25 protein-coding genes and 4 pseudogenes are annotated in these 25068 nt (G+C 54.3%); 11 read left to right on the top strand and 18 right to left on the bottom strand.

Going from position 1 to position 25068, the window contains the following annotated elements:
• Nucleotides 1-18: 18 nt before the first annotated feature.
• The 11 genes and pseudogenes from Q0W94_RS05305 to Q0W94_RS05255 all read right to left on the bottom strand — a co-directional run bounded on the left by Q0W94_RS05305 (nucleotide 19) and on the right by Q0W94_RS05255 (nucleotide 9332).
• A complete protein-coding gene (locus tag Q0W94_RS05305; protein ID WP_297762030.1) occupies nucleotides 19-816 on the bottom strand; it encodes a lipopolysaccharide biosynthesis protein in 798 nt (265 codons plus the stop codon).
• A gap of 7 nt (nucleotides 817-823) precedes the next feature.
• Nucleotides 824-1618, bottom strand: coding sequence for a cephalosporin hydroxylase family protein (locus Q0W94_RS05300; RefSeq protein WP_297762028.1), 795 nt, complete (start codon nucleotides 1616-1618; stop codon nucleotides 824-826).
• Nucleotides 1615-2460 (bottom strand): NAD(P)-dependent oxidoreductase, encoded by an 846-nt coding sequence (locus Q0W94_RS05295; protein WP_297762026.1) that lies wholly within the window; start codon nucleotides 2458-2460, stop codon nucleotides 1615-1617. The genes Q0W94_RS05300 and Q0W94_RS05295 overlap by 4 nt, the downstream gene beginning before the upstream one ends.
• The gene (locus tag Q0W94_RS05290; RefSeq protein WP_297762024.1) at nucleotides 2457-2945 is read right to left on the bottom strand and encodes a DapH/DapD/GlmU-related protein; all 489 of its coding nucleotides are present in this window, start codon (nucleotides 2943-2945) and stop codon (nucleotides 2457-2459) included. The genes Q0W94_RS05295 and Q0W94_RS05290 overlap by 4 nt, the downstream gene beginning before the upstream one ends.
• A gap of 88 nt (nucleotides 2946-3033) precedes the next feature.
• Nucleotides 3034-3195, bottom strand: a pseudogene (locus Q0W94_RS05285) (DegT/DnrJ/EryC1/StrS family aminotransferase); the annotation flags it as partial.
• Nucleotides 3192-4418 (bottom strand): class I SAM-dependent methyltransferase, encoded by a 1227-nt coding sequence (locus tag Q0W94_RS05280; protein WP_297762020.1) that lies wholly within the window; start codon nucleotides 4416-4418, stop codon nucleotides 3192-3194. The gene Q0W94_RS05280 and the pseudogene Q0W94_RS05285, both read right to left, overlap by 4 nt.
• A complete protein-coding gene (locus tag Q0W94_RS05275; RefSeq protein WP_297762018.1) occupies nucleotides 4415-4975 on the bottom strand; it encodes a dTDP-4-dehydrorhamnose 3,5-epimerase family protein in 561 nt (186 codons plus the stop codon). Before Q0W94_RS05275 ends, Q0W94_RS05280 begins: the two co-directional genes overlap by 4 nt.
• A pseudogene (gene rfbG, locus Q0W94_RS05270) lies at nucleotides 4972-6047 on the bottom strand (CDP-glucose 4,6-dehydratase). Before rfbG ends, Q0W94_RS05275 begins: the two are co-directional and overlap by 4 nt.
• Nucleotides 6044-6817: pseudogene (rfbF, locus tag Q0W94_RS05265) on the bottom strand (glucose-1-phosphate cytidylyltransferase). The pseudogenes rfbG and rfbF overlap by 4 nt, the downstream one beginning before the upstream one ends.
• A gap of 384 nt (nucleotides 6818-7201) precedes the next feature.
• Nucleotides 7202-8116, bottom strand: coding sequence for a glycosyltransferase (locus tag Q0W94_RS05260; RefSeq protein ID WP_297762012.1), 915 nt, complete (start codon nucleotides 8114-8116; stop codon nucleotides 7202-7204).
• A gap of 37 nt (nucleotides 8117-8153) precedes the next feature.
• Nucleotides 8154-9332 carry a peptidylprolyl isomerase gene (locus Q0W94_RS05255; RefSeq protein ID WP_297762011.1) on the bottom strand — a complete coding sequence of 393 codons (1179 nt, stop codon included), beginning with the start codon at nucleotides 9330-9332 and terminating at the stop codon, nucleotides 8154-8156.
• A 71-nt stretch (nucleotides 9333-9403) separates the two neighbouring features.
• Between Q0W94_RS05255 and Q0W94_RS05250 the strand changes: the two genes are divergently transcribed.
• Both Q0W94_RS05250 and Q0W94_RS05245 read left to right on the top strand, forming a co-directional pair.
• Nucleotides 9404-10342, top strand: a complete 939-nt coding sequence (locus tag Q0W94_RS05250) for a metal ABC transporter substrate-binding protein (protein WP_297762009.1) — start codon at nucleotides 9404-9406, stop codon at nucleotides 10340-10342.
• A complete protein-coding gene (locus Q0W94_RS05245) occupies nucleotides 10339-11085 on the top strand; it encodes a metal ABC transporter ATP-binding protein (RefSeq protein ID WP_297762007.1) in 747 nt (248 codons plus the stop codon). Before Q0W94_RS05250 ends, Q0W94_RS05245 begins: the two co-directional genes overlap by 4 nt.
• On the opposite strand, the gene speY is transcribed toward Q0W94_RS05245, so the two are convergent.
• Together speY and Q0W94_RS05235 are read right to left on the bottom strand one after the other, a co-directional pair.
• Complete coding sequence (gene speY / locus Q0W94_RS05240; protein WP_297762005.1) at nucleotides 11082-12245, bottom strand: homospermidine biosynthesis protein; 1164 nt, start codon at nucleotides 12243-12245, stop codon at nucleotides 11082-11084. The genes Q0W94_RS05245 and speY overlap by 4 nt on opposite strands.
• A gap of 203 nt (nucleotides 12246-12448) precedes the next feature.
• On the bottom strand, nucleotides 12449-12580 hold the full coding sequence (locus tag Q0W94_RS05235) for a hypothetical protein (RefSeq protein ID WP_297762003.1): 132 nt from the start codon (nucleotides 12578-12580) through the stop codon (nucleotides 12449-12451).
• 63 nt (nucleotides 12581-12643) lie between these two features.
• Here Q0W94_RS05235 and Q0W94_RS05230 point away from each other — a divergent pair, with 63 nt between their 5' ends.
• On the top strand, nucleotides 12644-12820 hold the full coding sequence (locus Q0W94_RS05230) for a hypothetical protein (protein WP_297762001.1): 177 nt from the start codon (nucleotides 12644-12646) through the stop codon (nucleotides 12818-12820).
• 18 nt (nucleotides 12821-12838) lie between these two features.
• On the opposite strand, the gene Q0W94_RS05225 is transcribed toward Q0W94_RS05230, so the two are convergent.
• Nucleotides 12839-14668 (bottom strand): HMA2 domain-containing protein, encoded by a 1830-nt coding sequence (locus tag Q0W94_RS05225; protein WP_297761999.1) that lies wholly within the window; start codon nucleotides 14666-14668, stop codon nucleotides 12839-12841.
• A gap of 68 nt (nucleotides 14669-14736) precedes the next feature.
• On the opposite strand from Q0W94_RS05225, the gene Q0W94_RS05220 reads away from it, so the two are divergent.
• The 3 genes from Q0W94_RS05220 (at nucleotide 14737) to Q0W94_RS05210 (ending at nucleotide 17627) form a co-directional block, all read left to right on the top strand.
• A complete protein-coding gene (locus Q0W94_RS05220; protein WP_297761997.1) occupies nucleotides 14737-15471 on the top strand; it encodes a glutathione peroxidase in 735 nt (244 codons plus the stop codon).
• A gap of 75 nt (nucleotides 15472-15546) precedes the next feature.
• Nucleotides 15547-17208 carry a mechanosensitive ion channel family protein gene (locus Q0W94_RS05215; protein ID WP_297761995.1) on the top strand — a complete coding sequence of 554 codons (1662 nt, stop codon included), beginning with the start codon at nucleotides 15547-15549 and terminating at the stop codon, nucleotides 17206-17208.
• A gap of 50 nt (nucleotides 17209-17258) precedes the next feature.
• Complete coding sequence (locus Q0W94_RS05210; RefSeq protein WP_297761993.1) at nucleotides 17259-17627, top strand: YccF domain-containing protein; 369 nt, start codon at nucleotides 17259-17261, stop codon at nucleotides 17625-17627.
• Nucleotides 17628-17707: 80 nt separating this feature from the next.
• Here the strand turns inward: Q0W94_RS05210 and psaX are convergent, their stop codons facing one another.
• Nucleotides 17708-17818, bottom strand: coding sequence for a photosystem I protein PsaX (gene psaX, locus Q0W94_RS05205; RefSeq protein WP_081711791.1), 111 nt, complete (start codon nucleotides 17816-17818; stop codon nucleotides 17708-17710).
• 214 nt (nucleotides 17819-18032) lie between these two features.
• On the opposite strand from psaX, the gene trxA reads away from it, so the two are divergent.
• The 3 genes and pseudogenes from trxA to Q0W94_RS12270 all read left to right on the top strand — a co-directional run bounded on the left by trxA (nucleotide 18033) and on the right by Q0W94_RS12270 (nucleotide 20348).
• Nucleotides 18033-18356 carry a thioredoxin gene (gene trxA, locus Q0W94_RS05200; RefSeq protein ID WP_024125729.1) on the top strand — a complete coding sequence of 108 codons (324 nt, stop codon included), beginning with the start codon at nucleotides 18033-18035 and terminating at the stop codon, nucleotides 18354-18356.
• A gap of 21 nt (nucleotides 18357-18377) precedes the next feature.
• Complete coding sequence (thiS, locus tag Q0W94_RS05195) at nucleotides 18378-18599, top strand: sulfur carrier protein ThiS (RefSeq protein WP_297761991.1); 222 nt, start codon at nucleotides 18378-18380, stop codon at nucleotides 18597-18599.
• Nucleotides 18599-20348 (top strand): annotated as a pseudogene (locus Q0W94_RS12270) (ABC transporter substrate-binding protein). The gene thiS and the pseudogene Q0W94_RS12270 overlap by 1 nt, the downstream one beginning before the upstream one ends.
• Here the strand turns inward: Q0W94_RS12270 and mazG are convergent.
• Nucleotides 20345-21439, bottom strand: coding sequence for a nucleoside triphosphate pyrophosphohydrolase (gene mazG, locus Q0W94_RS05180; protein ID WP_315863086.1), 1095 nt, complete (start codon nucleotides 21437-21439; stop codon nucleotides 20345-20347). The pseudogene Q0W94_RS12270 and the gene mazG sit on opposite strands and share 4 nt — an antisense overlap.
• A 212-nt stretch (nucleotides 21440-21651) precedes the next feature.
• Between mazG and hslO the strand changes: the two genes are divergently transcribed.
• On the top strand, nucleotides 21652-22551 hold the full coding sequence (hslO, locus tag Q0W94_RS05175) for an Hsp33 family molecular chaperone HslO (protein ID WP_297761986.1): 900 nt from the start codon (nucleotides 21652-21654) through the stop codon (nucleotides 22549-22551).
• A 26-nt stretch (nucleotides 22552-22577) separates the two neighbouring features.
• Entirely contained in the window at nucleotides 22578-23951 is a 1374-nt protein-coding gene (locus Q0W94_RS05170; protein ID WP_297761984.1) for a 1-acyl-sn-glycerol-3-phosphate acyltransferase, read from the top strand.
• A 115-nt stretch (nucleotides 23952-24066) separates the two neighbouring features.
• Here Q0W94_RS05170 and Q0W94_RS05165 read toward each other — a convergent pair whose 3' ends face one another.
• Both Q0W94_RS05165 and Q0W94_RS05160 read right to left on the bottom strand, forming a co-directional pair.
• Nucleotides 24067-24633, bottom strand: coding sequence for a DUF2808 domain-containing protein (locus tag Q0W94_RS05165; RefSeq protein ID WP_297761983.1), 567 nt, complete (start codon nucleotides 24631-24633; stop codon nucleotides 24067-24069).
• 151 nt (nucleotides 24634-24784) lie between these two features.
• Nucleotides 24785-25066, bottom strand: coding sequence for a hypothetical protein (locus tag Q0W94_RS05160; RefSeq protein WP_297761980.1), 282 nt, complete (start codon nucleotides 25064-25066; stop codon nucleotides 24785-24787).
• Nucleotides 25067-25068 lie beyond the last annotated feature (2 nt).

Genomic DNA, 25068 nt, shown 5'->3' with positions numbered 1-25068 from the left:
GTCAGGATGGGTGCCGCTTCAGCTGCGATGGCTGCGTTGCCTGTCCATATCGAGGGTGAGCAGCTTGCTTAGCAAAAGCTTGTCCACCTGGGTGAGCAGCAGCGCAAGGAGGGTGATCATCGCCATACCGCCGCTGATATGACGAATGGACCAGAGCAAGCGGAAATCAGCGTGTGGCTTCTGTTTGCCCGAGATGGCCAGTAGGCGATGTGTCTTGCGATAAAGCACTGCCACCGATAGGATCGAAATCCCTGCGTGCCACGCGAAAAACGCTTCCACCTTGGGCAAGAACGAGACTAACAGAGCGGCACCGCCCCAACGAAGCGTGGCAAGCGCTCCATCGACGACGTTTAGCCACACCTGGCGCTGCAGACCCCGCAAAGCACCGCGATAGCTTTGCTCGAGCAGACGCCCAGCCAGCAGGACGCCACTGATCTGCAGAGCAGCCAACACGTGTGCTTTTGGCAGGCCATCGTCGCCGAGCCACCATTCTGCAATCCAACCTGCGGCAACGGCCACGCCAATGCAAACCAAAAGCGCGATGCCCAGGTAGACAGTCTCGAAAGCCCGCAGAAGGCCAAGGATGGAAGCCGGGGTATGCTGCCCCCCCGTATATCTTGCCATCTCCCGGCTGATGGTTGGCGTGAGCCCCAGATCTAGCAACAGCAGCCATGCCTGCAGTGTACTCACGAAGGCCACCAACCCCCACGCGCCGATGCCAAGCTGGTGGATGTAAACAGGGATGAAGAGCACCCCCATCACGGCCGCCCAGCCTTGGCCCACGTAGTTGGCGATGAGGTTGCGTTTCAGCGCCATCGACCCGCTACCTGACGCGTTTCAAATACCCATCTGGCGCGACGGTGATGAGGAGCTTGTGCTGGATACTCTTATCGATCTCGAACTCTGGATGGCTCTTAAGGTACTCCCATACCGCCGTTTTGGGGTTGTTGCCCGGCCCCCAGGGGCGATCAGGAAAAAGCTCCTTGGGCAGGTCCTCGACGATCGTGTCGAACACCACGCAATAGCTGCCCACACTCACCAGCGGCGCATAGGCTTCCAGCTCTGCCAGCACATGGTCGTGGGTGTGATTGGAATCGAGGCAAACGAGCACCCGTTGGTAGCCACGGGCAATCTCCCTCACCTGCTCGATGGTCTCTGGCGCGATGCTGGAGGCTTCGATCATCTGGATGCGGTGTGCCATTGGGTGCGCCTCGATGGCGGCGCGGTTGTGCGGGCGAATCTCGATGTCGATGCCCAGCACTTTGCGCCTGCTTTGCCTAGGGTCAAGGGTAGTACCTGCCTCCGCCGCTTCGCACACATCCAGCAGTGCGAGCATGGATGCGTACAAAATGAGCGACCCACCATGGGCTATGCCGGTTTCGATGATGAGGTCCGGCTTGATCTGCCAGATGAGCTCCTGCATAGCCACGATATCGATCGGTATTTGTATAATTGGCCGACCTAAGATCTCAAAGTTATACATATATCGATTTTTAAATGCACTTATAAGCCAACTGTGTGACTTATCAATCCACACCAACTCATCTGGGTATTTTGCTATTCTTGCAGATTTTTCTATATCGAAGCTAGTTGCATGGGTATTGTCGCTTTGGCTCATGAATTGCTCCTTTGAATATTTTGCTTAAGTAACGCCACAATCTCTTCAAGACTCTCTATCGGGGACGATGGAGTAAAATTGAATTCACTTTTTAGCCGGCCAATATCAATCTGCGGAAACACGATTTGTGGCGAATTATCTGCCACAATGACTCTTGCGCCAGTAAGTCTAGTTATTGCCTCAACAATCTCAGCATTCGTGATTTGTCGCCCACTCGCTAAATTGTAACAACGAGCTTGCCCGGCAACAGCAATCCGCTCAATCATGCGAACCACATCACTTATGGCGATATAATCTTTCGATGAGTCCAGGCTACTATTTAGTTGAATAACCCCTCTTGTCAGCGCCTCACGGAGCAGCGTATATATAAAATTTTCTGACGAAAGATCGCCACCTACAACATTGGAAAGACGAACCACACGAACAGGGCGCTCCGCAGAATGAGCCGTGTGGCACATAGACTCTCCTAGCAACTTGGACACGTTATACAATTGGTCAGCTAGCTCTGGTTGCACTGTCAGGGCTGCCCCTTCGTTCCCTGCCTGACCGCCAAGGTAAACGCGAGTTGAGGATAGATAGGTGAACGAAGAAAACTCACCGTGGCTAAGCACGTGGCGCAGCATGCAGACATGCGCGTCCACTGTATCCCATGGCCTTCTACGAAAGTCAGAGGTCAGGCCAATACAGTACACCACATGACCACTTAGTTTTGTCACCAATTCGTTAGGCGACAATTGGCGCTCTGGGGTGTGCACATCATGGCCGCGATGTCGCAACCACTGGGTCAGGGCTTGGCCGACAAAACCTCCCGCACCAAGCACAGTAAACACTTCTTTTTTCATTTCCGCCACCCAATTACCGCGAGCGGCTGGCCAGCATTGATCGAATACGCGGCAATTTCTCCGCGCACAAGCGATCCGGCGCCAATCACACATCCACGGCGCAGAATCGCCCCATCCAGGATCACGCAGTTCGCACCGATCCAGACATCATCCTCGACGACAATGCCACCCTTGCTCGGACAAAATCCTTGCTGGCGAATGAGCAGGTCTCGTCGTTGGTATTGGTGATTAACAGGGGCAAAAGTACAGTTTGCTGCGACAAGCACACTATTTCCCATCGTTATGCCATTTCCGGTATAAAGAACACAACCAGAGTTTATGATACAGTCTTCACCGATCCGCAAATGTCCGGTGCCGCCTGCCGGCTTGATCTTCACGAAAGCATCAATGACTGAGCGGGCCCCGATGCTGATCAACGTACCACGTACCGAGTCTTCAACATCTGCAAGAGGTGAAATTGTCGCAGTCGGGTGAATTACAAGCATTTACTACTTCCGAGAAATTGAAGGGTTTGACACATAAAAATAGGCGACAGACCATTCCTTTCACTGGCGCGAGGAAGCTTTTGTGTTAGCTGATAGCGAATTCGACACCCAGGTATTTCTTGAACAGAGATTCGAAGCGCTCGATGTATTCATAACACCGCTCGCCCCAGCCATTGGCAGCGGCCTCGGTTGCATAACGGACTTCAAGTTCGGTGATCGATGGCTTGGTATAAAGGATGCGGGATTTCATACAACCTCCAGCTTCGGTACCGCCGTCACGAAACGCGCGCCCCAACTTCTAGCATAAACGAGCTGAGCCATGATCTCCTCGCGGAGATTCCAGGGTAGGATCACGATGTAGTCTGGCCGGGTTGCCTCGAGTTTTTGCTCCCCCACAATGGGAATGCGGCTGCCAGGTAGATACTTGCCTTGTTTGGCAGGGTTTCTGTCTACGACGAAAGGGAGAAGATCTGGCTTGACGCCAGCAAAGTTGAGCAGCGTGTTGCCCTTGGCGGCCGCCCCATAAGCGGCGACGCGCTTGCCCTCGCGCTTTGCCGTGAGCAAAAAGCCGAGGAAGTCGTCCTTGATGCGTTCGGCGCGCGCCTGAAAGCCGGAATAGGTCGCGCTGTCCATAAGCCCGGCGGCGCGCTCCTTTTCGAGCATGGCATCGACACGAATGCTCCTTGGGTATGTACCCGTATCGGCACGCTGGGCATAGACCCGCAGGCTGCCGCCGTGCGTGGGCAGCTCTTCCACGTCGAAGACGATCAGCCCCACACTGGAGAAAATGCGTTCGACGGCGGTGAGGGAAAGATAGGAGAAGTGTTCGTGATAGATGGTGTCGAACTGCGCTTCGACGATGAGCCGCAATAGATGCGGAAATTCAAAGGTGGCCACCCCGCGAGGCTTGAGCAGGATTGAAAAGCCCCCCACGAAGTCGTTGATATCGGGCACATGGGCGAGCACGTTGTTGGCAATCATGAGATCGGCTTGCTTGCCCTCGCTGACGAGCGTTTGGGCTAGGCGAACCCCGAAGAAATCCTGGACGATGGCAATGCCTTTGGTCCGTGCGGCGGCAGCCGTACTCGCGGTGGGCTCGATGCCAAGACAAGGGATGCCGTGTGCCTGCACGTATTGCAGGAGATAGCCATCATTGGCGGCCACCTCGACCACGTAGCTCTCAGGCCCCAGCCCGAAACGTTGGCTGGCTTCCTCGACAAAGCGTTTGCAGTGGGCAAGCCACGAGGTGGAGAAGCCGCTGAAATAGGCGTAATCGGGACTGAACAGTTCTTCGGCGCGCGTGAAATCCTCCGTTTGCACCAGCCAGCAGTGTTCGCAAACCAAGACCCGCAACGGGTACCACCGCTCCGGCGCGCGCAATGCATCCGGAGTGAGGTAGGCGTTCGAGGGAGGTTGGGCACCCAAGTCGATCAGCACGAGATCAAGCGGGGAGCCACAGTGGCGGCATTTCATAACACGAGCCCCTCGAACCGGTCATCCAGCATCGGATGGTTCCCGTCACGCGTTGAGAGCTGCGCCACCGGCAGCGGCCAATGGATAGCGAGACGCAGGTCAAGGGGATGAAGTCCTGCTTCCGCGTTGGGATGGTAGGCTGCGGTATGGAAGTAGAGCATTTCGCAATCGTCGGTGAGAGTCTGGAAGCCGTGGGCAAAGCCTTCAGGAATGACGAGGGTCTTGTGATTATCAGGTGTGAGTACCTCGGCATGCCATTTCAAGAAGGTCGGCGACCCTTTGCGCAGGTCCACCGCGACGTCGAACACTTCACCGCGCAGGCAGTGGACGAATTTCATCTCCGCGTGTGGCGGATGCTGGAAGTGCAGGCCGCGCACAGTGCCCTTTTGCGCCGTGAATGTGTGGTTGATTTGTAGGATGGTTCGGCCTGCGAGCAACGTTTTCAGCTCATCAATGCAAAAAAGCCGCTCAAGGTAGCCCCGTGCATCCATACGAGGATGGCGTTCAAGCACCATAAGCCCGGCTAGGGGAGTTGCGGTAATGGTAAAACGGCTCATTGAGGGCTCTCCCCTCCTTGGCTAATGCCTTGCTGATAATCGAGGATATCGGCAAGACACAATGCGCGCGCATCGGCTCCTTGGCTCAGGGCCTTGTACCACGATATGGTGCGCCTGATGGCAGTGGCCAGGTTCCATCGGGGTCTGACACCTAGGGTGGCACGTGCCTTAACCGTTTCCAGCGCCAGCCAATGGGCTTCGTGCGGACCCTCGGGGGCAGCGGCGAAGTCTATTTGTACCTGGCCACGGCAGCGCGGGCATACTCGATAACTGCGCGCACAGTGGCGGCCTCGGCGGGATCAGGGCCGAAATTGTATGCCCCGGCTAAGTGTGGCTGGTCCCACAACCTCTCGGCCAAAACCAGATAGCCATAGAGCGGTTCGAGAACATGCTGCCAAGGTCGGATCGCCTCTGGGCGACGCACGAAAAGCTGTTTTCCCGATTGCCACGCGCGGATCGCATCTGGAATGAGCCGATCCTCAGACCAGTCACCACCGCCGATGACGTTGCCCGCCCGTGCGGTGGCGACTGCTATCCCTTGCTCGCGTAAGAATGCCTCGCGGTAGCTGGCCACGACGAGTTCACTCGCCGCCTTGCTCGCACTGTAAGGGTCATGACCGCCCAGGGAGTCCGTTTCACGGTAGGGGTAGGGCCACTCGCGGTTTTCATAGACCTTGTCGGTGGTCACGAAAACCGCCACACGCACGGAATCCAGCCCACGAAGGGAATCCAGCACCTGAGCGGTTCCCATGATATTGGTCGCAAAGGTCAGCAGCGGATCGCGATAGCTGGCACGCACCAGCGGCTGCGCCGCCAAATGGACGACAATCTGGGGGGCAAATTTGCGGACGGTGCGCGCGAGGCTTTCCACATCACGAATGTCGATGAAGTGACTTTCCATGCCTTCCCCGACCCGCGCGAGCTCAAAGAGGCATGGTTGTGTTGCAGGTGGCAGCGAAATGCCACATAGCGTGGCTCCGAGCTCGCGTAGCCACAGGGCAAGCCACCCGCCTTTGAAACCCGTGTGGCCGGTGATTAAAACCCGCTTGCCCTGCCAAAAGAAGCTGTTCATGTCCACACTTTCCAGGGGGCCTTGCCGGAATTCCATAACCCCTCGAGGTGGTTCTTGTCGCGGAGCGTGTCCATCGGCTGCCAGAAACCGTGGTGCGCGAACGCCATCAGCTCGCCCCTGTTCGCAAGGCGAACCAGTGTATCGCTCTCGAAGCTGGTTGCATCCCCTTCGATGAAATCTATGCACTTTGGTGACAGGATAAAGAAACCCCCATTGATTTACCCGCCATCTCCACGCGGTTTTTCTGTAAAGCCTGTGACCTTACTGGCGTCCATTTGCAATGCGCCATAACGCCCGGGTGGCTGAACGGCTGCGACAGTCGCCAGCTTCCCGTGGCTTTTGTGAAAGGCGATTTCCTGGGTGATGTCTATATCCGCCAAACCGTCGCCATAGGTGAAACAAAAAGCGTTTTCTGCGCGCACATATTCGGCGACGCGTTTCAAGCGACCGCCGGTTAAGGTGTCTTCCCCCGTATCCACCAAGGTCACTCGCCATGGTTCGGCCTGCCGCCTGTGTACCTCCATCGTGTTATGCACCATGTCAAAAGTAACATCAGACATATGCAGAAAATAGTTGGCGAAATACTCTTTGATCACGTATCCCTTGTAGCCACAGCAGACGATGAAGTCGTGCACACCGTGGGCAGAGTAGATCTTCATGATGTCCCACAGGATTGGCTTACCACCAATTTCAATCATCGGCTTTGGTTTAAGATGAGTTTCCTCGGAGATGCGGCTGCCTAAGCCACCAGCAAGTATAACAGCTTTCATTGTTAGTTTGACTAATCGGTGTAGCCGCAATATGATGCTATAAGGCCACTAGTAAGGGAAGCAAAAAACGCCAATACGAGAATACCAGATTTATGGCCGGCTTATATCCGAGACTTTTCTCGGCATACTGTTGGGTTTGGTCGTATCGAACAAAGGCTGTACCAGTGGGTGCCCAAATAGACCAACCACCTGCTGCACCTCGAAGGGTTTAACTGTGGCAATCAAGGCTGCATACGCAGCCCAAATTCAATCCCTAGTTCAAACGCAGGCGGTCAAGATATTTAAGTGGCGAAGCCCAATGGTACATTTTCTGGAGCGCTAGGAGCAGCTTTGCTGCCTACTGAAGCATCTGCATGCCAATTCTGCAATACAACTGAGAAGCGATTATACCCTAGAGTTCAAAAACATCGCCTCTTCAATCTGGCGCTTCACCTGGATGAACATACCGTAAATACGTGCAAGGGGGGCAACTGGGAGAAGGGACACCAAAAGAATGCGCTCGAAGATGCTACTCTGTGCTCCGTAACCTCTCAGGTTGGCGACAGCACGGTCAAAATCTGAATGTTCAGGGTTGCTGGCACCTAGGCTGTGAATTCTCTTATAGAGAAACACCTCTTTAGTGGACTTAATGTCGCACTTCCCTAGGATATGGTACAAGAAGTGCGTATCGGCAGCCCAGAGTCCTGAAGAAAGGATGTTTATTGCGTCGTCACCTATAATTTTTTTTGGAAAAATCCCATAAATTGGGTTGGCTTTTCCGAGAAAATTGGGTTCTAGTACGTACTTTAAGCGACGCAACGGTTTACTTCCGGAATAAGTAAAAGTGCCGTTGTTTGCAGGGTGGCTAATTAGGGTACCGACTTCATCTATTGTTCGGATACTGCCGAATGCAAGGCAAGAATTTTTAACGGCTATAGGCAAGAGTGCAGCAACCCAATCCCTATCCCATACATCGTCTGCAGCGGCCCACATGAAGTATTCGGCAACTGCTTGATCTAGAACATACTTAAAGTTGGCAGCTGCGCCCCTGTTGTGCGTTTGGCGGACATACCTTATCCGGCTGTCTTTTGCTGCGTACTCGCGGCAGATGGCCTCGGTCTCGTCCGTTGAGGCATTATCTGAGATGATCAGTTCAAAATTGGTAAAGCTTTGTCCCAATAATGAATCGAGAGCGTCACGAATAAATTTGGCACCGTTATATACTGGCATGCCAATGCTCAATCGTGGTTTGGCCCGGGTGGAAGCGATGCTTGAGATATCAAGTAAGTTTGGTTGGTTATTCATAATACCCGTAGTCACTGAATAACTTTTCATGCTGCCCTAACTAGTAGGGGGCCTAGGTGGGCTGCACCAAATGTTCAAGCCCGTCTACAACCTTAGCTGAGAGAATTTTATCCCCTTGCCGCAGTTGCCGCAGGGTTTCTTCTCCCTCCACAACATAGCCAAAGACGGCGTAGCGACCGTCCAAGAGGTTTAACCCTGCTGGGGTCAGCTCGGGTTCAAAGAGCAAAAAGAAAAATTGTGACGAGCCACCGTTGGGATCATCGTTGGGCCGTGCCAGCGCAACCGTGCCATAGGCGGAAAAGGGCAATACGGGGTGTTCTAGGTAGCGTCCTGCATCCTCAAGGGTAATGCCATAGAGGGGATACTTATCCCCTTCCACAAGAATTTCCAAGGGAATGGCGCGGTACTCATTGGTTTTAGGATCGATAAACCCCACCTCTGGTCCCGGTGGATCTCCTGCTTGCAGGACATAGGATTCTTCGGCACGGGTGAAGGGCAGGCCGTCGTAGAAGTGGCGTTGTACCAAATCCACGAAGTTACCCGCGGTCAGGGGTGCGCTGTAGCCGTCAACAACTATCGTCAGCTTGCCTTTGGTGGTTTCCATTTCTACGGTTGCCCGACCTAACAATTGCGGCAGGTGCTCATAGCCTTTGGGGGGCGTATAGCTAAAGTTTTGCACCATCATAGCCTCTAGGTCCCCGACTTTGTCGAGGGCGGCTGCTTTGGCGGGCAAGAGTTGACTGCGATCCTTAGCTTTGGCGGCCTCCTGGAGTGTATCAAGGGCAGTCTCTAACTCGGCCAATAGTGTTTTGGCAGCCTCCTGTTGCTCGGCAGGGATACTGCTGAGGAGTTCATCGGCGCGATCGCGGATAATGGTTTTCGCCTTACTGATGTTGCTGGCAATTTTTGACCACTGTTTGCCCCGCACCCAAAAAGAGATTTGTTCCAGATCCCTTTGCAGTTCTCGCACCGTTGGATTGTCAATAGGTAAGGCCCAACGGAGCAGGGCTTTGGGATCAGTAATGGCATTCCCTTGGGGCAGGGCAGCAATTAATGGAGGTTCAACAGGCAGCGCGATCGCCCGCGGCGAGGCCAGACATGTCCCCAACCACAGGAGCAGGATCACCAGAAAAGCAAGCCAGCGTGTCCGTCCTTTCACCGTTTCTTTCCATGACTGTCTCCCCTCAGTGTATCGGACGGGGCGATCGCCCTCCAAGGGGGAGCTTTTCATTTTTCCTTCATTTTCCGCGGCATCCTGTGTTAGGCTGAGAATTATGAAAGAATTATGAAAGGTTGCCCACCATGCGTGGTCTGAGGTGGTTACTGGTAGGAATTCTCTTGCTGGGTGGGTGTGGAGTCCCAGCCCCGGAGAATCGCCAAGAAACCCGCCCCACCCAAACCAATAGGGATGAACGCCCCTTAGTGCTGACCACGTTTACAGTCCTTGCCGATATGGCGCAGCAGGTGGCAGGCGATCGCCTGCGGGTAGAGTCACTGATTAAACCGGGAGCGGAAGTTCACGGCTATGAATTTACCCCCAGTGACCTGGTGCGGGGACAGGAAGCTGCCCTCATTTTAGAAAATGGCCTTGGCCTCGAGCGCTGGGGCGATCGCTTCTACAACAGCCTACCAAATGTGCCCCGTGTCACGCTCACAAAGGGAATTAGCCCCATTCCCATTCAAGAGGATACCTACCGAGGACAACCCAACCCCCACGCTTGGATGTCCCCCCAGAATGCCCTGATTTATGTTGACAATATTCGCAAGGCTCTCACAGACCTCGATCCTGCTGGCGCCGAGATCTATGCCGCCAATGCCAAAGCCTATAAAGCCCAAATTCGCGCCCTTGATCAAGAGCTACGTCAAGCCCTTGCTACCCTTCCTGCCCACAAACGCTACATCGTCACCTGTGAAGGTGCCTTCTCCTACCTCGCGCGCGACTATGACCTTACAGAAGTGTATCTCTGGCCAGTGAATGCCGATCAGGAGGGGACACCCCGCCAAATCACGCGGGTGATTGACATTGTGCGACAGCAACAGATTCCCGCGGTCTTTTGCGAAAGTACCGTCAATGCAAATCCCCAACGACAGGTGGCACGGGAGTCTGGCGCTACATTTGCTGGCATTTTCTATGTGGATTCCCTATCGCCCCCTGAGGGAAATGCCCCGACTTACCTTGACCTACTCAAGTACAACATCAACACCTTTATCCGTGGTCTCAGCGGGAGGACAGCCCCATGATTTCTAGCCCTGCCATTAATTTACAAGATGTAACGGTGGCCTATCACCGCCATCTCGCCCTCCATGGGGCAACGCTGCAACTGCCCGCCGGCACGATCTGTGGGGTTGTGGGCATGAATGGTGCCGGTAAATCCACCCTTTTCAAGGCCATCATGGGATTTGTCAAGCCCATCCGCGGTCAGGTGCGCATTCATGGCTTACCCCGCCAGCAGGTACAACGGCAGTCCCTTGTGGCCTATGTGCCCCAAAGTGAAGATGTGGATTGGCAATTTCCGCTGCGGGTCTGGGATGTGGTGATGATGGGACGCTACGGCAAGATGAACTGGCTGCGCCAACCGCGGGGGCGCGATCGCCAACGGGTACGGGAAAGCCTAGAGCAGGTGGAACTCTGGCCCTTGCGGCAGCGCCAAATTGGCGAACTCTCCGGCGGACAAAAGAAACGAATGTTTCTTGCTCGGGCCTTTGCCCAAGAAGCACAGGTGCTGCTGTTGGATGAACCCTTTGCCGGTGTGGATGTGAAAACGGAGAAACTGATGATTGATCTCCTCATGGCGGAGCGGCAGAAAGGGCACACAATTCTCATCTCTACCCACGATCTCTCCTCGATCACCACCTTCTGTGATCAGGTGGTGCTAGTGAACCGCAGCATCCTAGCCTATGGCCGCACCAGTGAGGTATTTACGCCAGAAAATCTAGCCCGCGCCTTCGAGGGATCCCTGAGGATCCCCCGGCGCTGTGACTAACGGCGAGGAATCGGCGTACCACAGGGATAGGTGGCTACAGGTGCTTCAGTGGGTAGCTCCTTCACCTTATGCTGAAGTTGGGCTTGCAGGTAGAGCTGCTGGAGGCGTTCGACCATTTCGCCGCGGCGATCGTAGAGCCGTTTCAGAGGACGGGGTTGACAGCGATTGAGGCAGTAGGCGGTGAGAATGGGGAGGGCGATCGTGCTATCGGTGTAGCAAACGACGGTATCCCGCAACCCTTGGGGATCCACTTTGCCCCAACTGACCGCTTCACTGGGCACGGCACCCGACAGGCCACCGGTATCCGGACGGGCATCGGTAATCTGAATAAAGTAATCGTGCCCCCGTTCCTCGAGCCCTAACACTTCGTGGATCTGGGGCTGGGTTTGCAGCAGGAAGTTTTTCGGACTGCCACCACCAATAATCAAGGCGGCACTTTTGCCCTTGCCCTCAGCGGCTTCACGGGCAAAGTAGGCAATGGCGGCGGTTTCATTGACATCAATGGCGGGGTCAATCATCAGTTTTGATCCTTCGAGGGCGATCGCCGCCACATTCATGCCAATGGAGCTATCCCCCGGCGAGGAGGTGTAAATGGGCACACCGCACTCATAGGCCGTGGCCAACAAACAGGAATGGGGCTGTCCCCGCTGCACCTCCAGTTCGCGCACGTAGCGCCCCAAGTGATAGTGAAACTCAGCTGTACCCATGCGGCGTTGGAACGTTTCACTGCGCAGCACCTGCCGCAAAAAGGCATCGGTTTCCAGGAGCACATCGTAGTCAAAGATAATGTCATAAATGCGGATTTTGCTTTCTTTGCGCAGTTGCACATCATCGACAAAAGGATGTGCCGCATAGAGATCCATGCCCAGGGCATAGTGGATGTCGTGGTAGAGGTTTGCCCCAGTGCTAATGATGTAATCGACAAAGCCAGCCCGCACTAAAGGCGCTAAGGCTGAGATGCCCAACCCCGTGGGGGTCATCGCCCCTGAGAGGCTCAGGCCAACCGTCACCTCTGGCTTAAACACCCGTTGACTCAGGAGTTGGCAAATTTCCCGTAGCCGTGCTGAGTTATAGGCGGTGAAGTATTTGTCAACTAATTCTGTCAAGCTGATGTTATCGGGAATAGGTGCGGGGGTAATGGGGGTAGCAAATGCAGACATCGGTCGTTCCTCGCAAGCTAATTCCACAGCCGGTCCAGCCACTCAGGCAGGAACATTCCTAACCGCAGCACTGCTGAGCCCGCTGAGGGGTGTCTAATTGGTTTAAGTTGTTAAAAACTTGAAGTGCAGTAACAGTGACGAACACGCTCAACACTTCTGATCGACCCAGTTCACAACGGTGTGAACCTCCAGTTGCAGGCCGATCAGTTCATACTCGGTCCTTCGCAATTATCCACAACCGACAGTGCAGGGATGGCTGCTCGCCGCTGGCGCAACCCCATTTCGAGATACCAAGTTGCGATGTTGGGATAGCCCATCAACGTCAATTGTTTCACTGTTGACAAGTCCCATGCCCTTACATTACGAGATCACTATAACACTTCATTACTGAATTTGCCGTGCGCCTTGCCTATTATGCTTTTGCTGCCTGTTTTAGCATCTTCCTCATTCTCTACGTGTTAAGAGGAATCGGTTGGCTGACGATGCTGCCGGGGGGAATTTTCCTAACCCTTGCCCTTGCCAGTTGGTTTACGGGGCTTTGGTCGGTTCTCACATTTTTGAAGCAGCGCTATTAACCCCTGGATGCCTTCCCTCTATGAGGCCACCGCCAGTTGAGGAGAGTCTAGGGGCAGCGATCGCAGGGGGACGGTCGTTGACACGCTTGGCAATAGGGCAGTACGAAACTGGGTTGAGTTTCCATGCCAAAACTCAGCAATAAAGGCAGCAGCGTTGTTGGTGACGACATTGACCACAGGATGCAAGCCCAAAAACATGCCGCCAAAGGTAACCGCTAAATTTGGCAGAGCAATCAGGGCTACATTTTGATAGGTTCGCTTTAGGGCATCGCGGGCAATGGCAATGCCACGGCCAAGGGCAGACCAGTCGCCGTCCAAAAGAACAACCACTTTGGCATTGGGGTCAAAGGTAGGAGGCCGCCAGCGAATCGGTAACCATGGGGGTTCAGGACAGGAGCAGGTTTCACCAAAGCTGATCCAGCCGACCCGCCGCCGCTTACCCACGAGATAGGCTTGAAGCTCAGGGAGGCGATCGCCCGTGACCTCTGTGGTCCCCTCAAGGGGCCTACCTTGATCTTGAACTTGATCTTGAAGCAGATAGATATCAAGGCCAAGCTGTCGCAATTGCTGAATCAGGATTTGGGCCTCTTGAGGCTGGGGCAGACCTGCGCGAGCATCAATCACTAAGCTCTCCAGTTGCGCCAGTTGTTCTAACGTACCGGCAGTGGGTAGATACACCCCCTGTTGTACGGCGAATACCTGGGCCGAGAGCATCACCGTCCGCAGTGACAGTTGCACACCGCTGCCAAAGTCAAATTGTAGGGGAGCGATCGCGGGTCCATAGGCACCCGTGGTCAGCCAGAGGGCACTACTGAGGGCAAGCGTTGGCAGCACCGCATGGCGGGCAAATTCTCCCTGTTGGTGGGCAAGGGCACTGTCATAGACCGGTTCAGTGTGCAGCAGATCCGTTATTAAACCAAGGCGCGTTTGCCAACCGCTGCGGATCACCCACAGTTGAACCTGTCCCGTAAGAATTTGACAGCCTGCATAGAGGGCATCGCCGGGGCGGCAGATCCACACCTGTCGGGAGGGTTCAAAGTGGGCAGGCTCCACTTCTGCCAATCCCGCCACAACGCGGCCATCCGCAGGCACAACATCCCCGGGCTGCAACCACAGCAGATCCTCTGCTTGCAACTCCTGAGTTTCAATCGTGAGGAAGTGACCCTGACGTTCCACCGTCAGGTGTTCATAGTGAGCCATCAAGACACTGGGATATCGCTGCACCTGTTGCCGTCGCTGGCGATCGCGCACATCTGCCCGTGCCCCGGCCAACGTGGTCTTCAATGCAGGCGCTAAGAACTGGCCATTGACAGTATGCAGTACCATCCAGAGGCTATCGAGCAGATCTACATTGGGGGGATGCCCCTGACTCATCTGCTGCCCCACCCGCTGAAACCAAGGCCAGGCACTGGCCAAGACCGTAGCCCCGACAACCGCGAAGGGCAATTCCAAGGGCGCACTGAGGAGCGAGACCCCTAAGGCCACCAAGGGCAGCCCCAAGCGTTCCCAATCGGTTTCAAGGCGAGCATCCGCCTCTACCTGTGCTTCGTAGTCTTCAAGGGCGATCGCATCCGCAGGAGCCGCACTCTCCGGAAAGGGCTGCGGCATGGCCACCATTGCCTGTTCAAAACACTGATTCAAACGTTCATAGACTGCCGCCTCATCGAGCAAATGGGGCTGATACTGCACCACCACTGTCGCTGCCTGCGGATTGAGACGCACCTGCTCAACAATTGCCAAAGACTCCAGCAACTGCACCAATAACTTGCCATAGGCAGGATCCCGTTGCACGCGCGGCACTCGAAAGCGCACCCGCCCTGTTGTGGCATGAACAATTTGCTGTTCCATAACAACTTGACAAAACAAAGTCATAACGACTACGCTTTAGAAAGCAACGTTCCGTAGAGGATTCCACCATGCTACCCAACCGTGAAGGCCAACGTATTCCTGAAGTTACCTTTCGCACCCGCGAAGGCGATCAATGGGTCAATGTGACCACCAATGATCTATTCAACGGCAAAACCGTTGTTGTGTTTGCTTTGCCGGGTGCCTTCACGCCCACCTGTTCTTCAACCCATCTCCCTGGCTACAACGAATTGGCACCTCTGTTTCGTGAATGTGGCGTGGATGATATCCTCTGCATTTCCGTCAATGATGCTTTTGTCATGAATGAGTGGGGCAAAACCCAACAGGCAGAGAATGTGCGTCTGATTCCCGATGGTAATGGTGAATTTACCGCCGGCATGGGAATGCTGGTGGATAAGGAAGACCTTGGTTTTGGTAAACGCTCTTGGCGTTATTCAATGCTGGTGAAGGATGGCATCATTGCGAAAATGTTCATTGAACCCGAAGAACCCGGCGACCCCTTTAAGGTCTCGGATGCGGAAACAATGCTCTGCTACCTCAACCCCAACTACAAGCGGCAATGTGTCTCCCTGTTTACGAAGCGGGGCTGTCCCTACTGCGCCAAGGCCAAAACGATGCTTGCGGCAAAGGGCATTCACTACGATGAGATTGTCATCGGTGAGGGGGCTAGCCTGCGATCGCTCCAAGCCGTTACCGGCGCAACAACAGTTCCCCAAGTCTTTATTGACGGCAAATATATTGGCGGTTCCGAGGCGCTGGCGGAATACTTGGCCACCCATTGTTAAGGATTTTGGCTAAAGCAGCGGCAGGCAAGGATTTTACCCAAAATGGAGAATGAACTGCCTGCATCCTCGCCATCTATGACAAAGCCGCGCTTTTTCCTGGGCCTGTTCTTGACTTTTTTGCTGGTGGCGGCGCAGACACACTGGCCCCTAATGGCGCAAGATGCCCAAGCCCCCCCAGCCCCGGCTGAGATTCAGGAATACCCAGTTACCCTCGATGGCGAGGTTTTGCTTGAGGTGCGCGAAGGGGTTGGCTCCTTTACCCCCGAGGAGCGGGCCGCAGCGATTCAACGCCGTATCCGACAAGTGGCAGAGGATGAAGATATCCCCGTTGACAGCATTACCATCAAAAGAGTGGGCGATCGCGACAATGTTACGGTTGTTCAAGGGAACCGCCCCCTCGTCACCATTACAAAAGCGGATGTGGGTGATCGCCCAGAAAGTCAAGCAGAAGTAGCGATCGCACTGGCCCAGCGCATTCGTGAGGCCATTACCCGTTATCGCCAAGATCGGGTTCCCCAAAACCTGCTCAAAAATACTATTTTTGCGATTTTAGCAACGACTCTGACGCTGATGCTCTGTTCGGTGGTGGTTCGCATCTCTGGTAAGATTTTCCCACCGGTGAGCCGCTGGGGTGGGGAGCGGATTCCCCCCTTGCGCCTGCAAAATTTTGAGATTATTTCTCGGGAAAAGGTTGAGCTTTGGCTATTGCGGATATTGCAGTTTAGCCGGCTGGCGCTGCTGCTATTTATTCTCTATCTGTACCTGACATTTGTTTTTAATCTCTTTCCCTGGACGCGCGCCTTTGGCAAGAATTTTCTCAATCACTTCCTGGGTTCCCTTGAATTTATTCTCACGAGTATTGGAAACTATCTCCCTAATTTGGTGGCGATCGCCACCATTGTTGCCATCACCTATTACATCTTGAAAGGGGTGCGGGCGATTTTTAGCGCGATTGAAAGTGAACGCCTCGTCATCCCCGGTTTTTATACTGATTGGGCAAAACCCACCTACAACTTGCTGCAAATTTTAATTATTGCCTTGGCGGCAGTCGTTGTCTTTCCCTACTTACCTGGCTTTGATTCCCCAGCCTTCCGAGGTATTTCTGTGTTTTTGGGGATTCTCTTTTCCTTGGGTTCCACCTCGGCGATCGCCAACGTCGTGGGTGGCGTCATTCTCATCTATACTCGCTCCTTTCAGGTGGGCGACCTCATCCAAATCGGGGATGTCAAGGGGATTGTGGTACAAAAAACACTCCTTGTCACCCGCATTTGTGCCTTCAACAATCAGGTGATTACAGTCCCCAACTCATCACTGCTCAACAACACGGTCATCAATTATGCTGTGGCCATTCGCGAAATGGACCAGCCCTTGATTGTGCAAACCACGATTACCCTTGGCTATGATGTCCCTTGGCGCGATGTTTATAAGGTCATGGTTGAGGCGGGCCGCCGCACCGCCAACATCCTTGACGATCCTCCCCCCTTTGTCCTGCAAACTGCCCTAAATGACTACCACGTCACCTATGAGCTGAATGTTTACACCCGTAACTGGCAGGAGCTGCGCTATACCCTTTCTGAATTGCATCAAAACCTCCAAGATGCCTGCAATGAAGCAGGTATTGAAATCATGTCACCGAGCTATTTAGCACTGCGGGATGGCAACACCAGCACGATTCCCAGCAACTACTTAGGGGAGGACTATCTTCCCCCCGGATTCCGCATTACGCTACCAAAATAGTACTAGGTGGCTGCTAGAGTGGGCCTAGGCAATGTTTGGAGCAGCGGCTCATGAGTCTTCTTGGCAATATCATTTGGTTGATCTTTGGCGGCTTCCTGACGGGCATTGGCTATATGCTTGGCGGTGTGACGCTGTGCCTGACGATCATTGGCATCCCCTTTGGGATTAAAGCCATTCAACTGGGTTGGAGTACCCTACTCCCCTTTGGCAAGCAAATTGTTGAGGCGCCTGATGCCAATAGCACTCTAACGATGATTTTTAATATCCTGTGGCTTTTGATCGTGGGCTGGGGCATTGCCCTGAATCACCTCTTTTGGGGGTTGCTCTTGGCAGTGACCATTATTGGCCTGCCCTTTGCGCAGCAGCACTTCAAACTAATGATTTTAGGATTACTGCCCTTTGGCCGCCAGTTGAGGTGAGTGTGAATAATGTGAATAAGCCAATAATTGGGGGCTAGGGTGCCCCCTCGATACTTAGTCTAACGTCTTAGTCTAACGTCCTACTTGAGGATGCCAAAGTAGTAGGCGGCAACCAAGAAGTTAATGGCTAACAGCAGCACAGCCCAGAAGGTGCGGAAAGCATAGGTGGGTTTTGCAGATTTTGTTGCCATAGTTGACATCCTCTTGATAGGAAACGGCAATTTTATTATAGGCCAATGGTCTGCTGTCCGCGGAAGGGGACGTGATATACTGCAAATCAAACCTAGTCGCGAGCTAGACTGCCTAGGGTCTGGAAAATTAAAAAATAATCCAAAGCCCAAGGTCAGCCTCAAGGTTGCTAGAGTATATTTTTAAGGTTGCTGATTCACTATAAGGGTTCTGTTTATGTCCAGTGCACTGTCCGTTACAGATGCTACATTTGAGCAAGAAGTATTAAATAGCGATATTCCCGTATTGGTGGACTTTTGGGCGCCTTGGTGTGGGCCGTGCCGCATGGTGGCACCCGTTGTTGATGAAATCGCCAATGAATATCAGGGCCGGGTCAAGGTCGTCAAGGTCAATACTGACGAAAACTCTAAGGTGGCGACTGACTTTGGTATTCGCAGTATCCCGACGCTGATGATTTTTAAGGGCGGCCAAAAGGTGGATATTTTGGTAGGCGCGGTGCCAAAAACCAAAATTGAGGCGACTCTTGCCCAGTTCCTGTAGGTCAAATTGACCCCTACAGCCATGGTTCCTGCTGAGCCAGCGATCGTCGTTCATGTCAATGGCACTCCTCACACCCTGAGGCGATCGCTCTCGATTCCAGAACTCTGCAATCTACTCAATATTCATCCCCGCCTGGTTGCCATCGAATACAATGGTGAGATTTTACATCGGCAGTTTTGGGAAACGACCTATGTACAGGCGGGCGATCGCTTGGAAATTGTCACAATTGTCGGTGGCGGCTGATGCGCTGGTGGCGATGGCCTCTGATTGCGCTGCTGGTTTATCTGTGCACCCTTAGCCTTGGAAGCTGTGCTGGGCTGATTACGCCCCGTGGCAACCAATTGGTGACCGCCGTCACCTCAGACCCGAAAACCTTTAACTATGCCCTGAGCCAAGAATCCCCCAATGTCTTTGGCTATCTCTACACAGGGTTAATTCAAGAAAATGGCTTCACGGGTGAACTAGAGCCTGCCCTTGCTGAATCTTGGGAAATTAAGCCTGACACCCTCGAAATTGTCTTTCGACTCAGGCCGAATCTGAAATGGTCGGATGGTGTGCCCCTCACCAGTGAGGATGTGGTTTTTACCTACAATGAAATCTACTTCAATCCTGAAATTCCCACCAGTAGCCGCGATATTCTCCGCATTGGCCAGAAGGGGCTGCTGCCGGCAGTGACGGCCCAAGGCGATCGCCAAGTCACCTTTAAGCTCCCGGAACCCTTTGCGCCTTTTTTACGCAATGCTGGATTACCGATTTTGCCCGCCCATCTGCTGCGGGAAGCGGTACGACAGCGGGATAGCCAAGGACGGTTGAAGTTCCTGTCTATGTGGGGCACAGACACCGACCCGCGGCAAATTGTCGGCAATGGCCCTTTTGTCATGGATCGCTATGTGAATGGCCAGCGGTTGATTTTTCGCCGCAATCCCTTCTATTGGCGATCGCCGCTGCCCCATCTGGAACGCTTTATTTGGCAAATTGTGGAATCCACCGACACCGCCATGCTGCAGTTTCGCTCAGGCGGCCTGGATTTATTTGCCATCACCCCTGAGATGTTTGCCCTTTTGAAACGCGAGGAAAAGCGCGGCCAGTTCACGCATCTACAATAGTGGGCCAAGTCCCAACACCCTCTTCCTTTGCTTTAATCTCAATCGCGGGCGGCGCAATGGCAAGCCGCTGGTGGATCCCGTGAAGTCCGAGTGGTTTAATGATGTGCGGTTCCGTCAGGCAGTGGCCTATGCCCTCGATCGCCAGCGGATGATTAACAACATCTACCAAGGTCTAGGGGCGCCCCAACATTCAACGATTCCCGTCCAAAGTCCCTTTTACTTCTCGCCGGCGCAGGGGCTGCCCACCTACAGTTACGATGTGGCCAAAGCCAAGGCATTACTCCAGGAGGCAGGCTTCCGCTACGACGATCAAGGTCGCCTCTTTGACGCCAAGGGGAACCGCGTCCGCTTTTCACTGATAACCAATGCTGGCAACAAAATCCGTGAGGCGATAGCAACGCAAATTCAGCAGGACTTGGGGGCGATCGGCATGCAGGTGGATCTGCAATTTTTGGCCTTTGGTACCCTTGTGGATCGCCTCTCCAATTCCCTCGAGTGGGAAGCCCATATCCTCGGCTTTACCGGGGGGGGCAATGAGCCCAATAGCGGGGCCAATATCTGGCGCGTGGATGGCCTTTTGCACACATTCAATCAGCAACCGTCACCGAATCAACCACCCATTACGGGCCGAGTCGTCGCTGACTGGGAGCAGCGCATCAGTGATCTGTATGTCCAAGGCGCCCAGGAGCTAAATCTGGAACGACGCAAGCAAATCTATGCTGAAGCCCAACGCCTGGCCCAAGAATATCTCCCCTTTATCTACCTGGTGAATCCCCTCTCCCTCACCGCTTTTCGCAATCATGTCATTGGTGCCCAGCCCACGGCCCTGGGGGGGGCCCTGTGGAATCTCGATGAACTGAAAGTGGAAATGGCGGCAGCGGACTAGGCCCCTTCAGAGTCAGGTTCTCTAGGGTTTGGCTGGTTATCTGCGGCTAGCTGTACCTTGGCCTGTTGCCAAAGGGCTTCGAGTTCTTCTAGGGTGTAGGTCTCCAGGGGGCGATCAATGGCCGCCTCAATGCACGCCAAGCGTTGAATAAAGCGTTGATAGGTCTGTTGCAGGGCATGAACAGGATCCAGTTGGCACCAGCGGGCGAGGTTAATCACACTAAAGAGGAGGTCTCCCAATTCCGCAGTCTGTTGCTCAGCATTCCCTTGCAAAAGCGCCTCCTGAAACTCCGCCAGTTCCTCGTAAAATTTCTGCCATGCACCGCTAATAGTCGGCCAGTCTAGGCCAGCGCGACTAGCTCCCTCACCAATTTTCATCCCCGCCATCAGGGGTGGGAGGGTACGGGCATAGTGTTGCAGCTTTTGACTCAGGGGGAGGGGGTCTTTGGTCCCTTTTTCAGCCGCTTTGATTTGCTCCCATTGCTCCCGCACCTCTTGAGCAGTGGTGAGTGCTACTTCACCAAAGACGTGGGGATGGCGACGGATCAGTTTCTCGGTAATTCCTTGAAGGACTTGAGCAAGGGTAAATTGACCGGCTTCTTGGGCCAGTTGACTCTGGAGAACAACTTGAAGCAACAGGTCTCCCAATTCTTCGGCGATCGCCCCCGCCTCTCCCTCCTGCAGGGCATGTACCACTTCATAGGCTTCCTCAAGAACATAGGGAATGAGACTGGTGGGGGTTTGCTGCAAATCCCAAGGACAGCCTCGCTCCGGATGGCGTAGTTCCCTTACCACATCAATCAGGCGTTGAAATTGCGTCAAGGCCTCTGGCAAGGGGGGCGGCACATAGAGCTGTAAAGGACAGTTGGCGTCGGTGAGCTCCGCCAATTCCCCAAGGGTCAGGGGGATACTCTGGTGTTGCGCATCAATCAGCGTTAAGGGCGTCTCTAAGGGCCAATGGCGGCGCAACTGCTGTGCCAAACGGTGGGCGATCGCCAGCGTCGGAATCTCGGTAATCAAGCCGCCCTGAGGCAATTGGATCGCTTCTGTCAAAACGGTTGTGGCAGGCAAGACAGTGAGGGGCATGGCCATAGGCGGAATGACTGGACGCTGAATGACTATTGCTTGCCTATCATCGCCAATTTTCCAGCCCCAGTGCTAGGGGTCTCCCCAGTCTTAACCACTGGCTGGCTGGACTGGATCGATCACCAAAGGCAGGATTGAAGGTTTTTTGCCCCATTTTGCTCTGGTCAGTGGTGGGAGTATGTCACACTAAATGTAACAAAACATTTCGTAGGTTGAACATGGCCGATTTTCTGTTGCGAGCAACTGCTGCGGCCGAAGGCATCCGTGCCGTAGGTGTCATTACCACTCAACTCACTGATGAAGCCCGCAAACGTCACCAACTGTCCTACGTGGCCACAGCGGCGTTGGGGCGAACCATGGCCGCCGGCTTAATTCTTGCCGCTAGTTTCAAACAGCCCCAAGCACGGGTGAATGTGCGCATTCAGGGCAACGGTCCCTTAGGAACCATTTTTGCCGATGCCGGTGCCGATGGCACCGTTCGTGGGTATGTGCAGTACCCTAGTGTTGAACTGCCCCCCAATGCCAAGGGCAAACTGGATGTGGGTGCGGCGGTGGGCCATCAGGGATATCTCTACGTCATCCACGACCTTGGCTACGGCTACCCCTATTCCAGCACCGTGGAGCTAGTCTCCGGCGAAATTGCTGAAGATATCACCTACTACCTCGCTACCTCAGAGCAAACCCCCTCCGCCCTGATGTTGGGGGTTTTTGTCGAAGAGGCCGGGGTGACTGCTGCCGGTGGGTTGATGTTACAGGTGCTACCCAAAGCTGCCAATGATGAACACCTGATCGCGACCCTTGAACAACGGGTGGCCAATCTTCAGGGCTTTACACCACTGCTACAGGCAGGGCGGACACTGCCAGATATCTTTCAGGAACTCTTAGGGGATCTGGATCTGCAAATCTTGCCCCAACGGCAAATGGTGCGCTTCCACTGTGGCTGTTCCCACGAACGGATGTTAGGGGCACTCAAGCTGTTAGGGGAGGCAGAATTAAAAGATATTCTAGCCACAGAGGCGAAGGCAGAAGCCACCTGTCAGTTCTGTAATGCCGTCTATTGGGCGGATCAGCCGATGTTGGAGCAGTTGATTGCGGAGTTGGCCACTGCCTCAGTCTAAACCCTTGTCCGTGAGGAGTCTGCATCATGTCCAGTGTGGTTGCCACTGCCCAACCTCCGTTGCATTTTCTGCCCCAGCGGTTTAGCTACCCCGTCTGGTGGACAGTAGCGCGGCTCCTGCCCTTTTACATCCGCTATGGCCTTGGTCTCAAGCGGGTTGAAGGGGTGAATGTGGAGACCCTTGCCCGTTATTACCAGCAGTTTCAGCAGGGACAGCTGCGGCTCCTCATTGCCTTTCGCCATCCCTGTACGGATGATCCGTTGGTCATGGGCTATTTGATGTGGCATCTACTGCCGCAAACAGCACGGCGGCTGGGCATTTCCTTGCGGCCCCCCACAAACGGGTATTTTCTCTACGATCGCGGGATTCCCCTCTGGGCAGGGGAGCAGATTGGTTGGCTCTTTTCGCGGTTGGGGGGGATTTCAATCATGCGCGGCAAGCTCGATAGCCAAGCCCTGCGAGCGGCGCGGGAGTTGCTTCTAGAGGGACGATTTCCCCTAGCGGCGGCACCGGAGGGAGCAACGAATGAACACAACGAATTGGTGGCACCCTTGGAACCGGGGGTGGCCCAGTTGGGATTTTGGTGTCTGGAAGATTTGGCCAAGGCGGGGCGATCGCTCCCTGTGGTCATCCTTCCCATTGGCATTCAGTACAGGCTTAGTCAGCCCTCTTGGGAGCGTATGGCAGTGCTCATAGCCCAGCTGGAGAACCGCCTTGGGTGCCCCACCGATTCCGGCAGTACCGAGCCGGAAGACCTCTACCGCCGCCTGCTGAATTTAGCAATGCACCTTTTGGAGCGCCTAGAGGCCTTCTATGCCACCTCCTATCGTCAAAATTTTCCTGAACTGCCCCCCTTTGACTCCCCCAATGCTGAATTGGCGGCCCGAATTCAACGACTCCTCAATAGTGCCCTTGTGGTGGCGGAGTCCTACTTTGGTCTTAAGCCCAGCGAAGACTTTGTGAGCCGCTGCCGCCGGATTGAGCAGGCTGCTTGGGAGCGGATGTTTCGCAGTGATTTGGCACAGCTTTCTGCCGTAGAGCGCTGTTTAGCCGATTGGTTGGCTGAGGAAGCCAATGTGCGATTACGTCACATGCGTCTTGCGGAGCGATTTACCTCAATGACGGGCCGCTACATCCGTGAGAAATTCACAATTGATCGCTTTGCGGATATCGTGCTGATTCTCTGGCGCACGTTTGATTGGCTGGAGGGAAAAAGACCAAATGTAAATCGCTTGGTGGGGTTGCGGCAGGTGCGCCTCAGCGTCGGCAAGCCTCTTAATTTAGAGAGCTATTGGCCTCTGTATCGGCGCGATCGCCAGGGGGCACGGCAAGCCGTCAAGGAAGTGACTGACCAGATTCGCCAACAATTTGAAGCCCTGATTGTTGCCACCGAGGCTTAAAGAGCCGGTAATCTATGTCAAACCCCGGCGCCCCCCCGAATCGGCTGAAGCGCCCTAGAAAGAGCAGGGGCGATCGCTCTCCACTAGCGGGGGACTGTTGCTAAATGACCAAGCCCTAGTTGTTGGCAATACTGAGAATCCAAGTGCCAACGTAGCGCATCAGGGGAATATCCCCAGGGGAACCAATGCGGGCATTGAAATAGTACATGCCGCCATTGTTGGGGTTGCGGACATTGTTGAGGATTACCTGTACAGGGGTTCCAGCCGGAATCACTTCCGCAGGCACAATGTCAATGACGCGATTATCGCGGTCAACCGACACTTCAGCAAGTGGGATTTTCTGACCCAGGTCACGGCGAAACTGGAAGAAGCTGTTGCCGCGATTACCCCCGATGCGCACTTCAATGCCCTTGGGATCAATGATGCCAGTGTAATAGTCAGGATAGGTAATATTAATGCGGTTGATGGCCACTTTTTGCTGCCCCAGACGCAGCCAATAGCGATCGCCCATGAAGCCGGGGGTGCCGTTATCTAAGTGGTATTGCAACTGCTGTCGTCCAGTCGGCCCGTCACCAAATGTAAACGTAAAGCCCTGATTGGCTTGGGCGCGCACAAGGGCGGGGGTCACAGGACCAAGACTACACCCCAACAGAATCAGAACCGGCAGGAAACGCTTCACCATAGACAACCCTATTACAAAACACCACAGATACCTGACTTTCAGACGGGGAGGACTTGCTTGACGTTCCCCTACGGATCAGTCTGCTTAGTATCCTAACGGCAAAGAATCACCCTTGCGCCGAAAAACCAAACTTGATTGAGAACCTTATTTCTTAGTTGCTGGTTTGCTGCACCAATTGAGCAAAGAATCCCCCACGACTGGTGACACCGGCGGGAGCATCCTTATCAGCCATTTGCACGGCCACAATTTCTGAGGTGAGCACCGTTAACTTCTTGCCTACTTGGCGATCGCACGTCAGTTCGAGGATAGAGGGCGTGCCACTGGCCATGGCCTGCTGAATTTGCTGATAGGCTGCCAGGGCTGCCGCACTCTCTTTGCGTTCAATGCTGACGGGCATGGGGACATGACGCAGAACTAAATCAATCGTGTACATTT

It is taken from the genome of Thermosynechococcus sp. (assembly GCF_025999095.1).
Taxonomy (GTDB): Bacteria; Cyanobacteriota; Cyanobacteriia; order Thermosynechococcales; family Thermosynechococcaceae; genus Thermosynechococcus.
Note: the sequence above shows the minus strand (reverse complement) of the source record. Positions and strands in the feature narration are given on the sequence as shown.